At 40.1% G+C, this 20,771-nt stretch carries 17 protein-coding genes; 11 read left to right on the top strand and 6 right to left on the bottom strand.

Features of this window, described 5'->3' with window-relative positions:
- Positions 1-92 precede the first annotated feature (92 nt).
- Positions 93-3,158, bottom strand: a complete 3,066-nt coding sequence (locus HGO23_RS10265; RefSeq protein WP_209026556.1) for an autotransporter domain-containing protein — start codon at positions 3,156-3,158, stop codon at positions 93-95.
- 671 nt (positions 3,159-3,829) lie between these two features.
- Between HGO23_RS10265 and HGO23_RS10260 the strand changes: the two genes are divergently transcribed.
- The 3 genes from HGO23_RS10260 to HGO23_RS10250 all read left to right on the top strand — a co-directional run bounded on the left by HGO23_RS10260 (position 3,830) and on the right by HGO23_RS10250 (position 5,684).
- On the top strand, positions 3,830-4,522 hold the full coding sequence (locus tag HGO23_RS10260) for a class I SAM-dependent methyltransferase (RefSeq protein WP_209026555.1): 693 nt from the start codon (positions 3,830-3,832) through the stop codon (positions 4,520-4,522).
- Between the two features lie 11 nt (positions 4,523-4,533).
- Positions 4,534-4,959, top strand: a complete 426-nt coding sequence (locus HGO23_RS10255) for an N-acetyltransferase (RefSeq protein ID WP_099136599.1) — start codon at positions 4,534-4,536, stop codon at positions 4,957-4,959.
- A gap of 107 nt (positions 4,960-5,066) precedes the next feature.
- Entirely contained in the window at positions 5,067-5,684 is a 618-nt protein-coding gene (locus tag HGO23_RS10250) for a pyridoxamine 5'-phosphate oxidase family protein (protein WP_209028754.1), read from the top strand.
- 110 nt (positions 5,685-5,794) lie between these two features.
- Here HGO23_RS10250 and HGO23_RS10245 read toward each other — a convergent pair whose 3' ends face one another.
- The gene (locus tag HGO23_RS10245) at positions 5,795-6,391 is read right to left on the bottom strand and encodes an NADPH-dependent FMN reductase (RefSeq protein WP_209026554.1); all 597 of its coding nucleotides are present in this window, start codon (positions 6,389-6,391) and stop codon (positions 5,795-5,797) included.
- Between the two features lie 312 nt (positions 6,392-6,703).
- Here HGO23_RS10245 and HGO23_RS10240 point away from each other — a divergent pair, with 312 nt between their 5' ends.
- A complete protein-coding gene (locus HGO23_RS10240) occupies positions 6,704-7,195 on the top strand; it encodes a MarR family winged helix-turn-helix transcriptional regulator (protein ID WP_099136602.1) in 492 nt (163 codons plus the stop codon).
- Positions 7,196-7,346: 151 nt separating this feature from the next.
- Here HGO23_RS10240 and HGO23_RS10235 read toward each other — a convergent pair whose 3' ends face one another.
- The gene (locus HGO23_RS10235; RefSeq protein WP_209026553.1) at positions 7,347-9,425 is read right to left on the bottom strand and encodes a TonB-dependent receptor domain-containing protein; all 2,079 of its coding nucleotides are present in this window, start codon (positions 9,423-9,425) and stop codon (positions 7,347-7,349) included.
- Between the two features lie 125 nt (positions 9,426-9,550).
- Complete coding sequence (locus HGO23_RS10230) at positions 9,551-9,976, bottom strand: DUF2946 domain-containing protein (RefSeq protein WP_244589962.1); 426 nt, start codon at positions 9,974-9,976, stop codon at positions 9,551-9,553.
- 325 nt (positions 9,977-10,301) lie between these two features.
- On the opposite strand from HGO23_RS10230, the gene aptA reads away from it, so the two are divergent.
- The 6 genes from aptA (at position 10,302) to HGO23_RS10200 (ending at position 17,129) form a co-directional block, all read left to right on the top strand.
- On the top strand, positions 10,302-11,663 hold the full coding sequence (aptA, locus tag HGO23_RS10225) for an omega-aminotransferase AptA (RefSeq protein WP_209026552.1): 1,362 nt from the start codon (positions 10,302-10,304) through the stop codon (positions 11,661-11,663).
- 14 nt (positions 11,664-11,677) lie between these two features.
- Complete coding sequence (locus tag HGO23_RS10220; RefSeq protein ID WP_209026551.1) at positions 11,678-13,087, top strand: CoA-acylating methylmalonate-semialdehyde dehydrogenase; 1,410 nt, start codon at positions 11,678-11,680, stop codon at positions 13,085-13,087.
- A gap of 200 nt (positions 13,088-13,287) precedes the next feature.
- Positions 13,288-13,491, top strand: a complete 204-nt coding sequence (locus tag HGO23_RS10215) for a hypothetical protein (protein WP_099136606.1) — start codon at positions 13,288-13,290, stop codon at positions 13,489-13,491.
- Between the two features lie 259 nt (positions 13,492-13,750).
- Positions 13,751-16,018, top strand: coding sequence for an ATP-binding cassette domain-containing protein (locus HGO23_RS10210; protein WP_209026550.1), 2,268 nt, complete (start codon positions 13,751-13,753; stop codon positions 16,016-16,018).
- Between the two features lie 14 nt (positions 16,019-16,032).
- On the top strand, positions 16,033-16,563 hold the full coding sequence (locus HGO23_RS10205; protein WP_209026549.1) for an SDR family oxidoreductase: 531 nt from the start codon (positions 16,033-16,035) through the stop codon (positions 16,561-16,563).
- 107 nt (positions 16,564-16,670) lie between these two features.
- Positions 16,671-17,129 (top strand): MarR family winged helix-turn-helix transcriptional regulator, encoded by a 459-nt coding sequence (locus tag HGO23_RS10200; RefSeq protein ID WP_209026548.1) that lies wholly within the window; start codon positions 16,671-16,673, stop codon positions 17,127-17,129.
- Positions 17,130-17,131: 2 nt separating this feature from the next.
- Here the strand turns inward: HGO23_RS10200 and HGO23_RS10195 are convergent, their stop codons facing one another.
- Both HGO23_RS10195 and HGO23_RS10190 read right to left on the bottom strand, forming a co-directional pair.
- The gene (locus HGO23_RS10195) at positions 17,132-18,634 is read right to left on the bottom strand and encodes an amidohydrolase family protein (protein ID WP_209026547.1); all 1,503 of its coding nucleotides are present in this window, start codon (positions 18,632-18,634) and stop codon (positions 17,132-17,134) included.
- A gap of 230 nt (positions 18,635-18,864) precedes the next feature.
- Positions 18,865-19,362 carry a GNAT family N-acetyltransferase gene (locus tag HGO23_RS10190; RefSeq protein ID WP_099136610.1) on the bottom strand — a complete coding sequence of 166 codons (498 nt, stop codon included), beginning with the start codon at positions 19,360-19,362 and terminating at the stop codon, positions 18,865-18,867.
- A 175-nt stretch (positions 19,363-19,537) separates the two neighbouring features.
- Here HGO23_RS10190 and HGO23_RS10185 point away from each other — a divergent pair, with 175 nt between their 5' ends.
- Entirely contained in the window at positions 19,538-20,641 is a 1,104-nt protein-coding gene (locus tag HGO23_RS10185; protein ID WP_209026546.1) for an alkene reductase, read from the top strand.
- Positions 20,642-20,771: the final 130 nt, after the last annotated feature.

Below are 20,771 nucleotides of genomic sequence, written 5' to 3'. Positions count from 1 at the left end.
GTGGATACAAAACCATCAAATGAAGAAGAAAAGAAAAACTCACTGCCAGCTATTGCCAGCAATGAGTTTGTTTTTTATAGGGTTTTAATTGATTAGAATTTCCAGTTGGCATTGAAGAATACACCATTATCTTTGTGATTGCCTGATAAAACACCGTTATATCCCAGAGATAATTTAGCATTTTCATTAATGCTCAATGCTGTACCCGCTTTGATGACAGCGGCGTCACGCGCTGCTGAGACACTGTTGATAGTAAATGCTGCATTGCTATTGCTGAAACTTAATTTACTACCACGATCAACATTGCCAAATTGATGTTGCCAACCCAATTCACCATACATACCGACAGTAATTTGATTTTGCGTCTGCCATTTTTGGTCAACGCGTAAACCTAATGTAGAGAGAGTGGCATTTTTCGATTGTTTTTCGCCAGTTAATGCCGCAGCACCACCTTTCTCATTAATACCACCATTGCGGAAATTAACGTGAGACAAGTTGGCGAATGGTTCCAGATTCAACCAAGGAGCATTAATACTATAAGCTGCTTCAGTAAATATCTGCCCGGTTTGTGCGCCATATTTGGCTTTCAGATTGTCGGACTGACTGCCAAAAGCAACCGAACGTTCTGTATCAAAACGATGCCAGCTATAGGCCATACCAGTGCGTAATGCCAGAGCATTCAACTGCTTGCTAGCATATAATGCCAGATGGAAATTGTTGCTGTCGGCTGAAGTATTATAGCCACCACGCAGAGAAGAGCGGGTATAACCAGTAGACATACCGATACGCCAGTCATTCGTCAACTCTTTGTCTGCGCCCAGTAACACACCATAATTAGACATACGATAACCGTTGACTTCACTGGTATTATCGGCGCGTTGCCAGTTGCTGGTGATTTGCGCCCAAACACCATTTTTATCTGCTTTGATATCCTGATTAGTGGCTCCGCCATCTGCCTGACGTAAGCGTGTATTCAACGTATCGCGCAGATAACGGCTGCTATTGACTTGTGCAGCAGCGATATCAGCATGGATCTGTCCAGAAGACAATTGTTGGAATGCCTGGCGAGCCTGAGCAGGCGTATCAGACATTAAGATACTCTCATAAACCGGATGACCCAGATTCAGCTTATCAGCAGCATTGGCTATCGCACGTTCATTAGCGGTTTTACCCATACTGGCGAATGTAGTGGAATTACGTTTTATATCTAACATCACGCTATTAGGTTGGTAGTTAAGATGAGTACCAACGAACAAATAGTTAGGTGCAACGGTAGTAAATTGACCATTGATACCACGGTTTGCCTGTAAAATATTGTATTGCTGACCAAGCAGGCTACGAACCTCATGTTTTGAGAGTAAGTTGCTGTTGTTTTCTAACGTGACCTGTACAGCTCCACCTTTCAATACCGCTGAACCGTTGCTGGAAATACGATCACTGCGTCCTTGGGTATTTGGTGCAACTTCAACCAGATAACGTGAACCTTCCTGGAAAGTAACATTACGATCAACATTCAGTATTCCGATTGAATTTAAATTGCCTGGTGCAATATTGGCACTGGTATTGACCATAAGTGAGCCAACAGTACCACTTCCACTCAGTATTGCATCATTTTGCACAGTGACATCAGAAATTATAGAGCCACTAATTTGCAACTGGCCTTGTTCTACCCAAGTTGGCCCTTTATAAGTGCTATTTTTACCAGCAAGTTCAAGTATTCCTTTACCGGTTTTAGTCAATCCACCATGACCTGCGATATCATTACTCCAATAGTCATAGGCACACTCAATGCTATCGCATACCCGTTCTACAGTAGTACCTTTTTCCACTATTCCCCCAATTCCGGGGATATTTGCGACAAACTGAGTTTCCGTATATGAGCCGGGAATATAGAATTCAGTGGGAATATCTTTCTCAGTGATAAACATTTTAGGACCATCAATGGCATCTTTCAGGTTCAGCATTCCCCAGCCATAGAGCCGGTCAATACCTTTTTCCCCCAGATCAGTAGCAGTTGTTTTGAGAACATCAGAGATTTGCCCCGCTGTCATATAAGGAAAACGCTGCATCAAGACAGCCGCAGCTCCAACTACATGCGGGGATGCCATAGATGTGCCAGTGTAAGCCTCATAAATAGGATTAATCCCCAGTTCACCCTTACTTAAAGCATCTTCGTCTATTTTTCCATCATTTTTCGAGACAAAATCACCTGTGCTACTGTAAATTCTAGTTCCTGGTGCGGACAAGCAGTAGCTAGCGGTATATCCACAACTGGTTGATGAGACATTAATTCGATTGTCTCTGGTCAGGTTGGCTACGCTAAGGTAATTCTTTAATACATCAGGGAAGAAAAACGGCATCCCTGCATGTAACCAAGTGACGTTATAGTTGTTGGCATTTCCCGCAGCAAAAACAACCAATTTATCATGACGTGCTGCACGTAATAAGGAAGCTGATCTGATTGTTCCAAATATTGGATAGAAATCTTCCTCTGGGATTGGAGACTTACTTAACTTATCCAACATTTCTTTAATCGGGGTGGCATATTTAATGACATCGTCTAGTGTGACTTTATCATATTTTACTGTTCCATTTGGAAATCTTATAGGGTTACCATTGCTATCAGTAGCATAGCTAGGGCGAACACCCCAACTATTATTGATAACCCGAACATTACTCTGAATCATGGCTTCTGTACGATTGAACTCATTTTGCAAATATTTTGCTGTAATTAAGCCCGAATCAAATGCCACTCCGTGCATCCCTTTGCCGTCTCTGTTTGCGGCAATAATTCCTGACACATGGTTACCGTGAGCACCGAAGATGATCGTTCCATTTTTCTTTTCATCATAGTTCCAAGTATCTTCAGGACTTAATATCTTAAGTTTTCCTGTAAACTCAGAATGCTGAGTAACAGCCTCATCCAGCACACCAACATTAATCCCTTTCCCAGTATAACCACGTGCATAGGCATAATGCGCGCCAATTGCGGTTAATCCCCATTGACGCTTGAATTCCTCTGATAGCCAACTTTTAGGAGAGTTTTTCTGCCCCTGTTCTTGATATCCAGTATCGGCTATTGAAGCATTAATAGGTAATAGTCCACAAAATAATGTTACCCACAAAAATATAGGTTTTACAGTATTGTTTTTTTTCATAAGAATAGGTCCATTTTTTTACATAATGAAATCTTCCGATTCGCTATCCAATAAATAACTTTTCAGAAAATACTTATATTTAATAGGTCATTTGAGTTCATATAACTGGCAGCATTAAGTTATTCCCAAAACAGATGGATGTTGCAGAATAATCTTTAAATAATTAATTAAGATATCGAAAAAAATCTCTATAACTCGCCAGCAAGTTTCTATGAAATGATAACTAAACATCAAATGCAAGAATTTATTTAACCCACTGATAACATTTGATTTACAATAATTTAATTTTATTTTTATTTTAAATTCAATTAGATAAATTTAAATTTTCTTTTTTTACACTGATATACAGTTATTTGTTGTTAGTCACAAAATAAAAAAAATACTTCTCGGTGCTTTAATTAAGCAATCTATTATTTATTAAATGGATATTTATCAGGGTAATAAAATAAGCATGATTAATATAAAAGCATAGGAGATAAGACAAAGCTTTTATAAACCATTATTCATGTAATAATTTATGCCATATATAAAATTTATAAAATTAATTTATTCTTTAAATGGGATTTAAACCATGAATTCTCGATAAAATAATCATTAAATAAATTATAATATTAAATTAACCTGACTATTAATTTTTTCACGGTTTTATAAAAACAATAAGAGGTGAATATATGAGTAAATGGGAAGAGAAAGAACTATCTGAGTTTTTTTCACAATACAATGATATTCTTGAAATAAAATATGGTTTCACAACTATTTGTGATTTTATTAAACAACATAATTCCATAAAAAAAGTTCTTGATCTTGGTTGTGGTTCAGGAGCATTAACTCCTTTTCTTGCACCGATTGTTCCTCAAATGATCGGCGCAGATATTTCAAAATATGCAATTGAATTGGCAAGAGAAATTCATAAAGATAGTGGGGTTATATTCACTTATCCAACCGAGCTTCATCACTATACGAATGACATCCCTTTTGATACAGTAATCAGCGCTTTTGTGCTCTGTACATTAAAAACAGAAGATTCAGTCAGAGCTATTTTTCGCCAGGTAAATAGCCATGTAATTAAACATGGTTATTACATGACTCTTGATTTTAATTTGGATGCCATCGGCATAGATTTTGGCCCATTCAAAACAGGAGAAGCAGGAAAGACTTACCGTGACGGAAATACATTGTTAACGACTTTGTGGACTAAAACGGGTAAGCCGTTCTCTTTTCATGATACGTACTGGTCATTGGAAAAGCGAATAGCCTGTGCAGAAGAGGCGGGATTTTCTCTCTACCAGAAATTAATTCCTCATGTTCCAAATTTTAAGCCTCCATTTATAATATCTGTCTTCAAAAAAGAGGAAGAATTATAAGGCCCACAGAAATGATCAGGAAATTCACAGAAGCAGATATGGACGACGTTCTGACAATTTGGCTGGAGGCATCTATTAAAGCACACCATTTTGTCGCTGCTGATTTTTGGGAATCTCAGGTCGAAAATATGAGAAATCTCTATATTCCGGCTTCTGAAGTATATGTTTATGTCCAAAACGGAAAAATCATCGGTTTTTACGCACTACATGATGACGCATTGGCAGCAATTTTTGTGTTACCGGATTGCCAGGGGCAGGGAGTTGGTAGCGAATTGATAACCGATGCCAAAAATCGTAGAACAGAGCTTACCTTGGCAGTCTATCAAGAAAATGAAAGAAGCTATAATTTCTACTTATCACAAGGATTTTATGTTGCTAAAGAAGAGGAAGATGAAGCAACAGGGCATCTGGAGTATGTTATGCGTTTTCATCACTGACTAAGTAGTGTCAATTTTTTACTGTATAAAACAGCGCCGTTCTATGACTAACTCAATATCATCATAGAACATGTCAGACTACGAATTGATTATGAAGGAGAAATTTCATAATGGATAACGTTGTTACTGATATCACCACACTTGAGCAAATTTACGGAAAACCCACGGCACTTGCTGTAATTAAGGAAACGGATCATATTCATCCGATTTATCGTCCTTTTATCGAATCAGCACCATTTGCAGCATTAGCAACAATGGGTAAAGAAGGGATGGATGTTTCTCCACGTGGAGACCAACCTGGCTTTATTCATATCGAAGATGAAAAAACGTTGATTTTGCCAGACAGAAAAGGGAATAACCGAATCGATAGTCTGCGTAATATTCTGCACGATAACCGTATTGCTCTGTTACTGCTTATTCCTGGTATTGGTGAGACATTACGCATCAACGGTCGGGCAGAAATATTAATTACTCCGGAAATACTAGAGCGTTTTGCGTACCGTAACGTTTTGCCAAACTCTGTATTACGGATCACAGTAGATGCTGTTTTCTTCCAATGTAGTCGTGCCATTATACGTTCCGGTTTATGGGATGCTTCAACCCAGATTGAACGCAGTGCTTTACCCAGTCCAGGGCGTATTCTCAAAGAACTCAGTAAAAATGAGTTTGATGATGTTGGGTACGATGCAGAATTACCTCAACGGCTTAAGGACAACCTGTATTAATTCATATAAAAGATCGGTAATCCGATCTTTTATACTCGACTCATATCATTGAGCCGAGCTTAGGTTTTTAATGCTTTGATTTTTAGTAAAAATAGTTATTCTGGTCTATTTTACATACCATAGTGATACTTTTTATTTTCTTCTCTAATAACTTCACGTACATGTTTCAGAGCGTCGGCATAAGATTTTAGTAGTTTCAGTGTATAGTGAACTCGCCCTTCAAATACAGCATCATTACAAATCAAATCTGGTGAGATTAAGCTTTCACTCTGGCGGAAAATTAGGTGATCAGGCAGGAAGCAAACATGGTTATTTTTAAAACCAGTCATACGTAATTCTGAAAGAGGATAAACACCATTTGGGCCAGCAGAAACGCTAGTCAATAATGCTGGTTTATGCCCCAGTTCCGTCACAGAGCAATATAACAATAGATTTTTTAATGCTGGTGGCGCCATTCCATGCCATTCAGGAGACACAAAAATAAAGGCGTCACTTTCTCTTAAATGGTGAGCAATTGCCTGCCACGGATGTGACTCTGCTGATATATCTGTGGTATAGCCGTCATGAAGAGGAAGTTCTACATTGCACAATTCGAGGAAATTAGTATCAGTAAATCCATATTCATTACTGAGTTTTTGCAAATAGCGGGCTACACGTTGACTGCTGGAATTTTGACGTTGGCTGCCAGATATCAAAGTCAATTTCATACTGTAATACTCCTGGGTTATATGGGGTGATGAGACTGTTTGCATTCGATTTCGAGGAATAGAAAACCAAACAGCAATCATAATGATGCAGGATCTGATAAATTGAAACAGGAAAAAACCACTGTCGTTCCAAATCCAATTTATCTGCCAAAATTAGCTGAAATGGCTATAACGCAATTCCGATAATACCCAGAATAGCTGATGTAAAATTCATTATGAAATGTATCTTTATGTAAAGACAAATTAAAATAATAGCCTATATAAATTTTATCAAGTATCTTTTTTCAAAAATAAATGAATAGGGAAAAAGACATGAAGTACGATCACATTGACCGTTTACTCATACAATGGGAGCAGCAACGTCCAGACCTTGATCCTTCACCAATGGGTGTGATTGGGCGTTTATACCGTGCAAATAAAATTATCGAACAGCGATTACAGCCTATCTTCAAGGCATACGACTTGAGCGCTATTGAGTTTGATATCCTTGCGACACTACGCCGTTATGACACACCAATTACACCAACTGAGATGTATCAATCCGTTATGTTGACTTCGGGAGCAATGAGTACCCGCATTGAGCATATGGTACAACGAGGGCTGATTGAGCGTGTTGCAAATGCTAAAGATCGACGCAGTTGCAAAGTTTCTTTGACTGCGGAGGGAAGAAAGCTCATAGATAAAGTAGTTGAAAGTCATCTGGAAAATGAGAGAGAAATTCTTGGGGCGCTATCCAGTGAACAGCAAGAACAACTTGCTATGTTATTGCGTCATTGGCTGTTGACGAATGAATCCGACATTTAGGATTCCTCTGATAATTATCGCCCCATAAAAGTATCTTTTTAAGAAGATATTTCTTCATGCTATGTAAAAATAACTTTAATAAAAAGTTCGTTAAGAAATGGTGAAGACTTTGCCCCGATATGATTCAGGGCAAAGTCTGGGAGGCTAATGTTTAGAATTTCACGTTAAATCTGGCCCAATAAGTACGACCAGGTTCATTTACTGACGTATTGGCCGAATAACCAAAGCCACTATTTCCTGCCAGATTGAGGTGTTCGCTGTAAGTTCTGTTAAAGATATTGTCAACACCGGCACTAATCTGAATATTTTTAGTCACCTTATAAGCAGCATTCGCAGAGAAGACGGTAAAACCAGCACTACGGTTAAAATCTTTCCCGACAACGTTACCTTCATTGATTGCAACCCGGTTCTGACTGCTGACTAAACGCAGCAAGCCGCTGCTTGTCCAATCACCATATTCCCAGGTCAAACCTAAGCGCGCCTCCAATGGTGGCGTTTGGGGTAATGGGCGATGGTTGGAAGTGTTTTGTGCCCAGGAATAAGCCAGACTTGCATCTGTTTTCCAGTTATCATTCAGATGGTAAGCAACCCCCATTTCTCCACCCCAAATAGTGGCATCCACGTTACTTGCCTTGCTGACTTTATTGTCAGCATAGTGAAATAGAATAAAGTCATCAATCTTACCAACATAAGCTGAAATCCAGCCTTTCAGGTTGTGATCGTTATAATGTGCACCAATATCTAACTGCGTTGTTTTTTCTGTTTGCAGTTTCTTGAAAGCATTACCTTTAGAACGGAATAGTTCCCAATAATCAGGGAAACGTTCGGTATAGCCTACGCCGGTATAAAACATAACCGGGAGCTCTTTCAGGTTATGTTCAAATCGGACAAAACCTGCTGGTAAAGTATCTGTTCGTGCTTCCTGAGTGTCTTGAGTGTATTTATTGACTAAAACACGATCCAAACGCGCACCACCGATGACTTTACTTTGTTCAGTTGCATCCCAGGTTAGCTCGCCGAAAACACCATAATCACGGAATCGTGCATCTTTTTGGGATTGATTGCGGTGGGTATTGGTCTGCATATCCACACCGCTCTGTAATCTGAAATCTTCCCAGAGCCATGTTCCCATCATACGGCCACCAAAAGTACGGCGATCCAGTTGGTGGGCCATCTTCATATTCATACCATGACCACCGCTGTGTCCTCCATGTGCCATAGGGTGAGTACCATGTTTCATATGACTATCACCGTGCCCCATATGGCCACCATGTCCCATGTCCATTTCTGGAAGAGAAGGGCGGGATAAGTTATCCATCACATGGCGGGTAGAGTTGTAATAAAAGTTGGTTTCAAACTTATCAAACACATCGCCGATATTCGACTTTTCAAAACGTACTCCCAAACTTTCACGTTTGAATTTAGAGCCATCCATCCCACGTCCGGCATAACGTGCTTTTCCATCACCTTGCCCTGCGCTTAATTCCAGCAATGTATCTTCATCAGGCGTCCATCCCAACGCGACATCGGTATTCCATTTATTCCAGTGGGAAGGAACACGGTATCCGTCACCATCTTTATAATCATTAGAGCGAGATTTATTGCCAATAAAACGCATATAACCATGCTGATTACCGAAGCTCAGATCTGCGTTACCATCCCAACGTCCGTTAGAACCAACAACTGTGCTGGCATTGCCTGTAGCACCAGGTTCTTCAAATTGCGGGCGGGAGCGTTCGAAGCGGATAGTTCCCGCTGAATTTCCCGGTCCCCAAAGAACAGTTTGTGGTCCCTTGACCAGACTCAGTACATCATAACTCTCCGGTGAAATGTAAGAACTTGGAGCATCCATTCTTGATGGACAAGAGCCCAGAATTTCACCATCGTCAATCAACATCCGCAAGCGAGAACCAAACATACCGCGAAATACAGGGTCACCATTAGTTCCACCGTTACGGATCTGGGAAAATCCGGGGATAGTTTTCAGGTAATCCGAACCATCGCTGGCAGGCACAGGCTGACGAGGTGTTTTAAGTGAAGAGAAAACACTAAGTGGTGAAACAGCCGGCGCGGTTACGGTTATTACTGATTCACTCTCATGGATGGTGTGTGAGTCTTTCGTCTCTTCAATCTGATCTTTCGTGACAGCTAAGCTGCTGGCCGGCATAAAGAATGCAATCGCTAAAGCTGTGGCCAGAGGAGAGACGCGAAATAATTGTGTACTAGACATGAAAAATATCCCTTAATTAATGAGTAACAAATCCTGTTTTTGAATTTGTTTAAAGCAATCCCGACCTGCCTTATGAAAAATGACGTAAGGCAAGGAAAATAAATGATTTATTTCAAGTAAGCGGATTAATTAAGGGGTGGGGCACGTGGTTGTGACTCGCCATAGAACAACCGGATCGTCGGGCCAGAAAAACATGGTGCTGGTGGTGCACGGGAAATCGTCAATGTCAGCAGGAGAAAAGAAACGAATGTTCCCGACAACAACGGCAGATTAATCAGTAACTGGCAATAACCACAGGCAATATCGTCCATCAATCCCATATGGACATGATCGACGCCATGATGATTCATGGTATCTGATAAAAAAGATGCCTGATGATGATTACTGTTTTGCATATCAGGCATCGACATACCATGACATGCTTCACTTTTTATACCACGGCTGTGCTCCAGTGTTTTTGATACCACCGGAGCGATGAACAACATCATAATCGCCAATAAGGCAACTAACGCTGGTGTTCTGCGTTGTGATAGATGAAAGAGTGATAACAAACTAATAATCCAGATCAATGCTGACGATTGGGTGCCAATCTTACTGCATTTTTATTGGCTTTGTTAAAATATTTTGGGGACTTTTGATTCGTACGTCAGTATTAGCATATTTAGAGTTTATAATTGCATTAAATATCCGCAATAATTTCAAATTAAAATCAGTTAATTGTCTACAATTCGTTGGATACTTTGCTGGAATTAGTTTCATTTGTATGAGTAAATTCATAACTAATGATTCGATAAATGAGATTTAACTTTAATATCATTTTATTGCAAACTTGTTGTTACAACTTTTTGTTACAATCCTAATATGAGGAGTTACAAAATGTCAGATAGCAATACCATTCAAACTCATTCCTGTCATGCTGATTCTTTCCAAGACCTGAACCTGAAAGCACATTGGATGCCGTTTAGTGCTAATCGTCAATTTCAACAAGATCCACGGCTGATTGTCTCTGCGGATGGGCATTGGCTAATGGATGATAAAGGTCGTCGCATTTATGACAGCTTATCGGGGTTATGGACTTGTGGAGCGGGTCACTCACGTTCGGAAATCCGTCAGGCTGCTTCAGAACAACTCGGCACGTTAGATTATTCTCCAGGTTTCCAATATGCTCACCCTCTGTCATTCAGATTGGCAGATAAAATCGCCCAACGGATGCCCGGTAATTTAAACCATGTCTTTTTTACCAATTCAGGTTCAGAGACTGCTGATACAGCATTAAAAATAGCGTGTGCCTACTGGCGTATAAAAGGACAAGCGACAAAAACCAAATTGATTGGCAGAATGCGTAGCTATCATGGTGTTAATGTCGGTGGGACAAGTCTTGGTGGTATTGGTGGGAATCGCAAGATGTTTGGCCAAATGATGGATGTTGATCATCTGCCCCACACTTTGCAGAGTAATATGGCATTCACCAAAGGGATTCCATCAACAGGTGGCCCTGAATTGGCCGATGAGTTATTGAAGCTCATAGAACTACATGATGCCAGTAATATCGCTGCCGTTATCGTTGAACCTGTTGCCGGCTCTGCTGGCGCGATTATCCCGCCACAAGGTTATTTACAGCGTTTGCGGGAAATATGTACCCAACACAATATTTTGTTAATCTTTGATGAAGTTATTACTGGTTTTGGCCGTATGGGATGTTGGACAGCCGCAGATTATTTCGGTGTTACTCCGGATATTCTCAATTTCGCCAAACAGGTTACTAACGGGGCTATCCCTCTTGGCGGAGTCACTGTTTCCAGTGACATCTATGATGTTTTCATGTCACAACCACTCCCTGAACACATGATCGAATTCAACCACGGCTATACTTATTCAGCTCATCCCGTTGCCTGTGCTGCTGGTTTGGCCACTTTAGAAATATTGGAAAAAGAAAACCTGATCCAACAAGCTGCTGAATTAGTCCCTCATTTTGAACAAACACTACACGGACTCGAACATTGTCCAAATGTTGTTGATATTCGTAACTGTGGCTTGATTGGAGCAATTCAAATCGCGCCACGTGACGATGATGGAAATGTTCGTCCTTTTGAAGCGGGTATTGCGCTATGGAACGCGGGTTTTTATGTCCGGTTTAGTGGCGATACTCTGCAATTTGGTCCGATGTTTAATACTAAACCCGATGATCTTGACCGTTTATTCAATGCAGTGGGTGATGTTTTACATCGGATTAAGTAAAGGAAGTCGGAAGTATGAAAACAATTACGCATCTCATTAATGGTGAAATGACCACTGCTGGTGGCAGAACTTCAGCGGTATTTAATCCTGCAACGGGTGCTGTGATACGGCAAGTTGAAATGGCAAATACGGCCACTGTACAAAACGCAATTGCTGCCGCGAAAGCGGCACTCCCTGAGTGGCGTAATACGCCACCCGCTAAACGTACCCAGATTTTGTTTCGTTTTAAGCAGTTGCTTGAACAACATGAAGATCAGATCATCACACTAATTAGTGAAGAGCACGGCAAAACCCTTGAAGATTCTGCGGGAGAATTGAAAAGAGGTATTGAGAATGTCAATTTTGCTATTGGGGCACCGGAATTATTAAAAGGCGAATTCAGCCGTAATGTCGGGCCGGAAATTGACTCATGGAGTGATTTCCATGCTGTCGGTGTCGTGGCTGGCATTACTCCCTTTAATTTTCCGGCAATGGTTCCGTTATGGATGTACCCTCTGGCTATTGCGTGTGGTAATACTTTCATTCTTAAACCTTCTGAGCGTGTACCTGGCTCAGCATTATTCATTGCAAAATTACTCCATCAGGCAGGGTTGCCAAATGGTGTGCTGAATGTGGTCAATGGTGATAAAGAAGCTGTTGATTGTCTGATTGAATCACCAGATGTTAAGGCAATGAGTTTTGTCGGTTCAACAGTTGTTGCTGAATATATTTATAGTGAAGGCGCACGTCGTGGAAAACGGGTGCAAGCACTGGGTGGGGCAAAAAACCATGCTGTTATTATGCCTGATGCAGATTTAAATAATGCAGCTACTGCCTTGATAGAAAAACTCATACCTCAAGTTGAGGCGTTAAAAATCGGGGCAGGTGCAGCAGGCGGGCTGGATATGGGGCCGTTGATTACCAAAGCACACCTTGAGAAAGTTTCAGCTTATGTCACAGAGGGTGTTAAAGCTGGTGCCAGGTTAATTGTCGATGGGAGAGATTTCTCTGTTATCGGCCACGAAAACGGCTTCTTTATCGGTGGTTGTCTGTTTGACCATGTGACACCAGAGATGCGAATTTATCAGGAAGAGATCTTCGGGCCGGTTTTGTGTATTGTCAGAGTGTCCAGTTTGGAAGAAGCGGTTGCACTCATTAATGCCCATGAATATGGTAATGGCACTTGTGTCTTCACAAATGACGGCGAAGTTGCCCGGTTATTTGCAAATGAAATTGAAGTAGGCATGGTAGGTATTAACGTTCCATTACCAGTTCCGGTTGCTTACCATAGTTTCGGTGGCTGGAAACGGTCATTATTTGGTGATTTATATGCTTATGGCCCGGATGGTGTACGTTTTTACACTCGCCGGAAAACTATCACACAACGTTGGATTAAGCAGGAACGTCATGAAGTGGCTCAGTTCTCTTTCCCAAGTAATCATTAAACAATAACCGATCTGAGCGGTATCTTACCGCTCAAATTCCGTCCATATTTTCCCCTGAAAAGAGTTTGTGAGTGAACATTCGATTTGTGAATCCCTGCACAAAGCCTGATGAAAATCGCAAACTTAAAATAAATTTTAACTATTATTATCTGTCGTGTGTATTCTCCATCTTAAACCTAAAAAAATTAACTGAGGCGAAAATGAAATTACGTAATAAGATCGAAGCCCTGATTGAGCTGAATGAAGATTCCAAAATAGCAGCAGATAAGATATGTAAGCTTTTTGAAAAAGAAATGACTGGAAGTATGAGCGGGAATGGTTGGTTAGATGAAGACGAGTTATTAGAAATATTAGAGGAAATATTCGGAGATGAAGATGATGAGGACGAAGGTTTATTCTCATAAACCGAAAAAGTTTTCTTCTTCTCTCTCCTGACATGACATGAAGTCCACCCCCTGCTTTAAAAATCGTAGAAATATAGTTTCCATTGGGAAACTATAATCATTAATTTGTTTTTATATCCCCCGTAAATTTTCTAACAAACACAAAATATGATTCCCATTTGGAAATCATTTGTTGCGGTGCTATAGTCAGCCACCTGACAGAATAAATGAGTGTTTTTTCCCCGGTGTTGGTATGAATTACGCGTAAAAGGTGAATTAAATGAGAAATCATGAACAAAACACAATTGAAATTCGTGGTGCGAGACAAAATAACCTTAAAGGAATTGATCTGTACATTCCTAAAAACGTTATCACTGTATTCACGGGTGTTTCAGGTTCAGGTAAAAGCTCCCTTGTGTTTGGTACAATTGCCGCGGAATCTCAAAGACAGCTCAATGATACTTTCCCGCCTTATATCCGGCATCGGTTGCCATACTATGGTCAGCCGGATGTGGATGAGATAAATAACCTCACTACTGCAATTATTATTAACCAAAAACGTATTGGTGAAAATGTACGTTCTACGGTTGGTACGGCATCAGATATTTATACTTTGCTGCGACTTTTGTTTTCCAGGGTCGGTAAACCCTTTGTCGGTTATTCCAATATCTTCTCGTTCAATCATCCATCAGGTATGTGTCCAAACTGTGAAGGATTGGGCATTGCCAGCAACATAGATATTGAAAGACTGGTGAATGAAAACAAGTCATTGAATGAAGGGGCAATTCAATATTCCACATTTGCGCCGGGTACTTGGCGGTGGCGCCGATATGTTCATTCTGGTTTGTTTGATAATGACAAGAAAATTGCTGATTACACTACAGAAGAACACCGACTTTTACTTTATGCGGATAACGTCGTACCGACAACGCCTTCCCCTGATTGGCCTAAATCTGCCCGATTTGAAGGCGTTATTACCCGATTTACGCGCAGTTATCTGGTTAAGGATAGCAAAGAGCATAAAAGCGAAGAATTTCAGGATATTGTTTCAATGAAACAGTGTTCTGTCTGCCACGGGCAGAGACTCAATAAGCGTATCCGTTCATGTTTAATTCAGGGTAAGAGTATCGGTGATTGTGTAGATATACCAATTGTAGAGCTGAGGCAATTTATAGCGACGTTGAATGATCCTTCAGTAAATACACTGCTCAATGCTTTAAAAGCACGCTTAGTGTCAATGTGCTCTGTTGACCTTGGCTATTTAAATCTTAATCGCTCAACAACAACATTATCAGGAGGAGAATCTCAGCGTTTAAAGATGGTGCGTCATTTAGGCAGTAGTCTCACCGGAATGACTTATATCATTGACGAACCCAGTACTGGTTTGCATCCGGCTGATATTACAAAACTTAATACACTGATTCGGCAACTACGTGATAAAGGTAATACTATTTTAATGGTCGAACATGATCCTGATGTCATTAAAATTGCAGATCATGTGATTGATTTAGGTCCCGGCGCAGGAGACAACGGTGGAGCCGTGACTTATCAAGGCGATCTTAATGGATTACGTATCTCCGGGACATTAACCGGAAAATATTTGTCCCAAATAACCCATCTCAACCGAACCCCGAAAGAACCTGTTAGCTATCTCCCCATCAGAAATGCAACATTGCATAATCTAAAAGAAATTTCTATTGATATGCCGATGGGTGTAATGCTTGCTATCAGTGGTGTGGCTGGTTCAGGTAAAAGTTCCTTGATTATGGGGGAGGTTGTTCCTAAATGTATAAATGCTGTTGTTATTGACCAAAAACCTCTCCATACCTCTAAGCGTTCTCATATTGCATCATGGAGCGGGGTTTTTGATCATATTCGGGAACGCTTTGCATTGGCTAATAATGTGACCAAATCATGGTTTTCACCCAATGCCAGAGGGGCATGTCTGGAGTGTAACGGATTAGGCGTAATTGAAACTGATTTGGCTTTTATGGATTCTGTTACCTTGCCTTGTGAGGCTTGTCAGGGGCAGAAATACAATAAAAAATCCTTAAATTATAGGTATAAAGGTAAAACGATTGTTGATCTGATGAATATGAGTATTGCTCAGGCCACAAGTTTTTTTGAGGGAGATAGTCAAATCCACCCAACATTACTACATATTAAAGATGTTGGATTAGATTATATGCGGCTTGGGGAGTCTCTTGATCATTTATCCGGTGGAGAATGCCAAAGATTGAAACTTGCATCTTACCTTAATAATAAAGGTGATATTTATGTTTTTGATGAACCGACAACCGGGCTTCATCCTTCAGATGTGGCAGTCCTTATTAAGTTATTTCGCCGTCTTGTAGAGCAGGGAAACTCTGTCGTGATCATTGAACACAACATAGACATTATTGCGGAAGCAGATTGGATAATTGATTTAGGTGAAGGTGCGGGAACCGATGGTGGACGAGTGATGTTCAGCGGCACACCACAGGAAATGTTTGAACAGGGTAATTCATTGACAGCCGAATATTTACGCCAGCATTGCCATAAAAAATAGTTTTATCTTAAATATTGCCTTTAATCGCTGTATTTGCATCAGACTATCCTAAACAACCCATTACAGAGGATTGTTTTCCGGATCACCCTGATTCTCTCTCTATTGGTTATACCCAAAGTAAATGGGTAGCTGAACAATATATACAACAAGCCAGAACTCAAGGTGTCGATATCAATGTTTATCGAATAGGGCGAATATCCGGTGACAGTGTCACTAGCGCATGTCAGGAAGATGACTTTCTGTGGCGTCAGATTAAAAGTTTTATCCAAATGGGAATTGCTCTATACCCAGAATTATTAAATACAGATCTATTGCCTGTTGATTTTGTCAGCCAACTCATTGTTACATTGTCAGTTTCCAATAACATACCCGGTCATCATAATTTCCATTTATTTCACCTTAAAGGTACTGACTTTACCCTTGTGTATCTGGCACTTGAATACAAAGGGTATAACATCAAAACTGTTTCTCAGTCAGTTTGGTTGGAAAAACTCGAAAAAATGGTCATCAATGGCGATGATGTGGCATTAGGTTCATTAATATAAGTGACTGTGAAGTAATTTTCTTCCTTGATTTTTACTGTTCTTTAGCCGTATATATGCCTGGTGGATTTCAAGTTGTATCCAAAGTTCAGGTTATATAAGAAGGTCATATGAAAACGGATAATCAGAATACTTATGATGTGGCAATGACACCTTTTGAAGATGCATTAAGCAGATTCCAGTGTGTTCTTGTCGCAAGAAGAACCATTACAAATCCGGAAGGTGTCTCCTGGGCACAATACGATACCTTATATTTACTTCGACAGCATCAACTCATAAAACCCAGTGTTATTGGTGAAAAGCTTGGTTTTACCCGTTCAAAAACATCTAAGATCCTGCGTTCACTAAAAGATAAGGAACTGATTGAACAAGAAGCAGGGGAAAGCGATAAGCGTGAATTGGTGACTAAATTAAGTCAGAAGGGATTAATGTTTTTACAGCGGGTAGAATCCAGCAACCACAATATGGCTGATATTGTGGTTGCTAATATGTCTCAAGGCGAAATTGCTATATTTACAGAGCTGTGTAATCGTGCAGCAGATCTTTTATATGCGCAAACACTGACTTGAAATTAATCCAGCTCAGCTAACTTCGCAATCTCTGATTCGAAAACTAAAAACCTGGCTCGCAGATCCTTCAACTCTGTCGATTGTTCTTCTGGGGTTAGAAAAGAGTATTGAATGCTATTAAACACAGTTTTCTTGATATCTGCATATGATGGTTTGTAGTTTATGGCAAAGGTTACAAATTCCTGAGTTAAGTCACTACGAAGAACCCCAGGGTCATCAGTTGATATCACGAAAGGAACACCATGACGTTGATAAAGTTTTATCGGATGGTTGTTTCCTTTTATTCCTAGAATAAAACCATTACTTGTCAGGTTTATTTCAATAGGTATTTTCTTTTCTCTCAGTATGCTGAGTAATTCCAATGTATTCTCCTCCCTGGCGATAGCAACACCGTGACCGATCCTATCAGCTCCTGCAATATCTACAGCATATTGAATATGATTTGCCAACTCCTCTGGTGGAACCATTCCGTTAACCAGCTCACCCGCATGCAGAGATAAATAAACATCAGGGAAAAGGGTTTTTAAATACCGAAACATCAACATGTGCAACTTATAGTCACGCATTGAGATATAACCATTTTCCGCTCCAACGATATTCACACCGACAATCTTTTTGCTGGCATGTGCTGCCGAAAATGCTGAATATAAACTTGAGAATACAATAGCTCGTGGCTCATCACGATAAGCATAGGCTTGAATTCGAACACGAAATTTATCATCGTCCATCCCAGAAATCGCAGCTTCTCCTGTTTGGATGTAGTTAGATATACTTTTCGTAAAATTTGGATCCTTAGCCATAAACTCCGCATAGGGAGCCAGCGCTGCGAAAACGACGCTTTCATCGGCATTCGGATCTAACGTATCAAGCACTTTTGCAAGATCTGGATATTCAACAGAAGGCGCCTCTTGTAAGATAACTTCCAAATACTGAACGTTTTCATATTTGGCCCGATTTTTTAATTTAGTAAATCCAGCCATTAAATCTTGATCTGCTAATGAGCTGAAATAACTAAAGGCGTCAAAAAAGTGCTGATCCGGAGCCTTCTGTACATCATAGTGGTTATAGAAATCTTTGGTTGACCATACCTCCAATAATTTTCGGTAGAAGGTATTATTTGCGATGACCTCATCCTTATCGAGACAAAATTGCTGACTTCCCTCCGGGAGTTGATTTTTCTGACGTGTTTCTACCTGATAAATCTCTATTTTAAATTTCGGCTCAGATCTATCATAAATGCAATATCCTTTATCACCTAACCAGTCAAGATAGCTTTCTACAAACATTGCACCAGAGTAATGAAGATGAATATCTGCACCCTTAGGCATCATTCTCATTGCCATGGTTAGCTCTGCAATATTCGGATTATTAGTTTCAATCAGATTACTGAAGAAACGCGCAGTGGCTGCTTCATTTTTCTTATCTAAAACTGTGTTTACTTCATCAGCATTAACCAAACAAGAAAATAACATCAATAAAATGGCTACAATAGGTAAAGCATTCATGAACTTTTTCCTGGTTTCGATGTTTGTTGAGTGAATTACAGGTGTACCAAGAGAGAAGTAGTACTACCTTTTAATCTCTTAGGGTCTAATTCCCCACTGCAAGCGGCCGGGGTTCTTCATTAAGGAGAATATATCAGTATCAACGCCACCCATGATGTCTTTGTCGGAAATTTACTCAACAATAAAATTTATAATTCTTAATTAAGAATTAAGTTACTAAAAATAGATACCTACATTATCAGGTACATCAACACCATATTAACGTATGTTGAATCATTTTTTAATGACACAGGCTCAGTGCCATATATTTCGAAACCAAATTTTTTATATAAATTTATAGCTGATACATTTTCTTCAACAACAGCTAATGATATTTGTTTAACATTTCCCTCCAGAATAGCCATCAATTTTCCAATAAGTTTTTCTCCTATTTTCAAACCTCGACAGTCAGGTTTGACATAAAACCCCCAAATAGTCCCTTTATGTGAATTTTTATACCCAACACCTCGTTGAAACCTGATCATTCCAACTAATTTATTATTTAAATAGGCTCCTAACACCAGAGAATCAGTTAATATGGTTACAAATTCCTGTTCACTTTTGGTATGTTCTTCTTCATATGTTAAACCAAAAGCATCAGGATCAGAACGTAGAGCTTCGAATCTAAGCTGTTGATATGCTGCAACATCGTTTTTTGATAATACTCTGATAAGCGGTGAAAATCCCATACTGTTTCCTGGTTATGTTCTAACTAAGAGATGTTATAAACAAATTTTGTTAAAATGGCATTAATATTTATGATCATGTGATTTATATATTGATGTTCTCGCAAAAGCCAAGGGAAAAATTCTGAATTCAAATAGTAATAGTAGACGACTGGTCTATTATAAAAAAGGAAATCTTATGTCTGACAATAGCATTCGCACCGATCTTTTCTCACCAACTAAACTAGGCGAAATTGAACTTACTAACCGTATAGTTATGGCACCTTTAACACGCAGCCGTGTGAATCAGGAAGGTGTACCGAAGGAACTCAACGTAACATATTATGTTCAGCGTGCCAGTGCAGGTCTGATTATTTCAGAAGCAACCAATATTTCAGCACAGGGACGCGGCTATGCGATGACTCCCGGTATCTGGACAGAAGAGCAGGTAGCTGCGTGGAAAAAAGTCACCGATGCTGTTCACATTGCTGGTGGCAAAATGGTGATGCAATTGTGGCATGTCGGGCGTTGTTCTCATGTCGATTTACAACCTAACGGAGAACCGCCGGTAGCACCGTCTGCTATTAAAGCCGATGGTAATGTTTACACTGAGAACGGAATGCAGGAAGTTTCCATGCCACGTGCACTGGAGACCAATGAGATCCCCGGCATTATCGAGCAATACGGACATGCTGCTGAATACGCCAAGCGTGCAGGATTCGACGGTGTAGAAATCCATTCAGCCAACAATTATCTACTGGAACAATTCATACGTGATTCAACTAACCATCGTACCGATCAGTACGGCGGCTCTATTGAAAACCGAGTTCGCTTGGTTCTGGAAGTTGTTGAAGCTGTCACCGGAGTTTGGGGCAGTGGTCGGGTTGGTATCCGGCTGTCCCCAGTGACAACTGAAGTAGGAAACACACCGCTTGATAGTGATGTAATGGCAACTTATGGCTATCTGATTCGACAACTTAACCAGTTCAAACTGGCTTATCTACACTTTGTTGAAGGGACTACAAAAAAAGACCGTGTTATTCCTAAAGGCATTGATTTAGATAAATTAAGGTCATGGTTTGAAGGTGCTTACATCGGCAATAACGACTACGATCTGGAAATGGCTATTTCCCGCCGGTCGGAAGGAAAAGTTGACGCGGTTGCATTTGGTCGTCCGTTTATTTCCAACCCTGATTTGGTCGAACGTTTGCGTTATGACATTGAACTGACCAGTGTCAATCATGACTCCTATTATGGTAGTGGGGCAAAAGGTTATACCGACTGGCCGAAAGCGAATTACTAATCTGATGCTGACAGGCGGCTTAATTGAGATGTTTCAGTGTGGCCGCCATATTTTCTCTTCTCCTTCTTTATCATTCTTTTTGTAACTTAATTCGATAAATATCAAAAATAATTAACTTTGTGACTTTTTA

This window comes from Xenorhabdus budapestensis (assembly GCF_017743015.1).
GTDB classification, from domain to species: domain Bacteria; phylum Pseudomonadota; class Gammaproteobacteria; order Enterobacterales; family Enterobacteriaceae; genus Xenorhabdus; species Xenorhabdus budapestensis.
Note: the sequence above shows the minus strand (reverse complement) of the source record. Positions and strands in the feature narration are given on the sequence as shown.

Coding starts and splice junctions, on each gene's coding strand:
- HGO23_RS10265 (WP_209026556.1), bottom strand. CDS start 3,158: ATGAAAAAAAACAATACTGTAAAACCTATATTTTTGTGGGTAACATTA.
- HGO23_RS10260 (WP_209026555.1), top strand. CDS start 3,830: ATGAGTAAATGGGAAGAGAAAGAACTATCTGAGTTTTTTTCACAATAC.
- HGO23_RS10255 (WP_099136599.1), top strand. CDS start 4,534: ATGATCAGGAAATTCACAGAAGCAGATATGGACGACGTTCTGACAATT.
- HGO23_RS10245 (WP_209026554.1), bottom strand. CDS start 6,391: ATGAAATTGACTTTGATATCTGGCAGCCAACGTCAAAATTCCAGCAGT.
- HGO23_RS10240 (WP_099136602.1), top strand. CDS start 6,704: ATGAAGTACGATCACATTGACCGTTTACTCATACAATGGGAGCAGCAA.
- HGO23_RS10235 (WP_209026553.1), bottom strand. CDS start 9,425: ATGTCTAGTACACAATTATTTCGCGTCTCTCCTCTGGCCACAGCTTTA.
- aptA (WP_209026552.1), top strand. CDS start 10,302: ATGTCAGATAGCAATACCATTCAAACTCATTCCTGTCATGCTGATTCT.
- HGO23_RS10220 (WP_209026551.1), top strand. CDS start 11,678: ATGAAAACAATTACGCATCTCATTAATGGTGAAATGACCACTGCTGGT.
- HGO23_RS10215 (WP_099136606.1), top strand. CDS start 13,288: ATGAAATTACGTAATAAGATCGAAGCCCTGATTGAGCTGAATGAAGAT.
- HGO23_RS10210 (WP_209026550.1), top strand. CDS start 13,751: ATGAGAAATCATGAACAAAACACAATTGAAATTCGTGGTGCGAGACAA.
- HGO23_RS10200 (WP_209026548.1), top strand. CDS start 16,671: ATGAAAACGGATAATCAGAATACTTATGATGTGGCAATGACACCTTTT.
- HGO23_RS10195 (WP_209026547.1), bottom strand. CDS start 18,634: ATGAATGCTTTACCTATTGTAGCCATTTTATTGATGTTATTTTCTTGT.
- HGO23_RS10190 (WP_099136610.1), bottom strand. CDS start 19,362: ATGGGATTTTCACCGCTTATCAGAGTATTATCAAAAAACGATGTTGCA.
- HGO23_RS10185 (WP_209026546.1), top strand. CDS start 19,538: ATGTCTGACAATAGCATTCGCACCGATCTTTTCTCACCAACTAAACTA.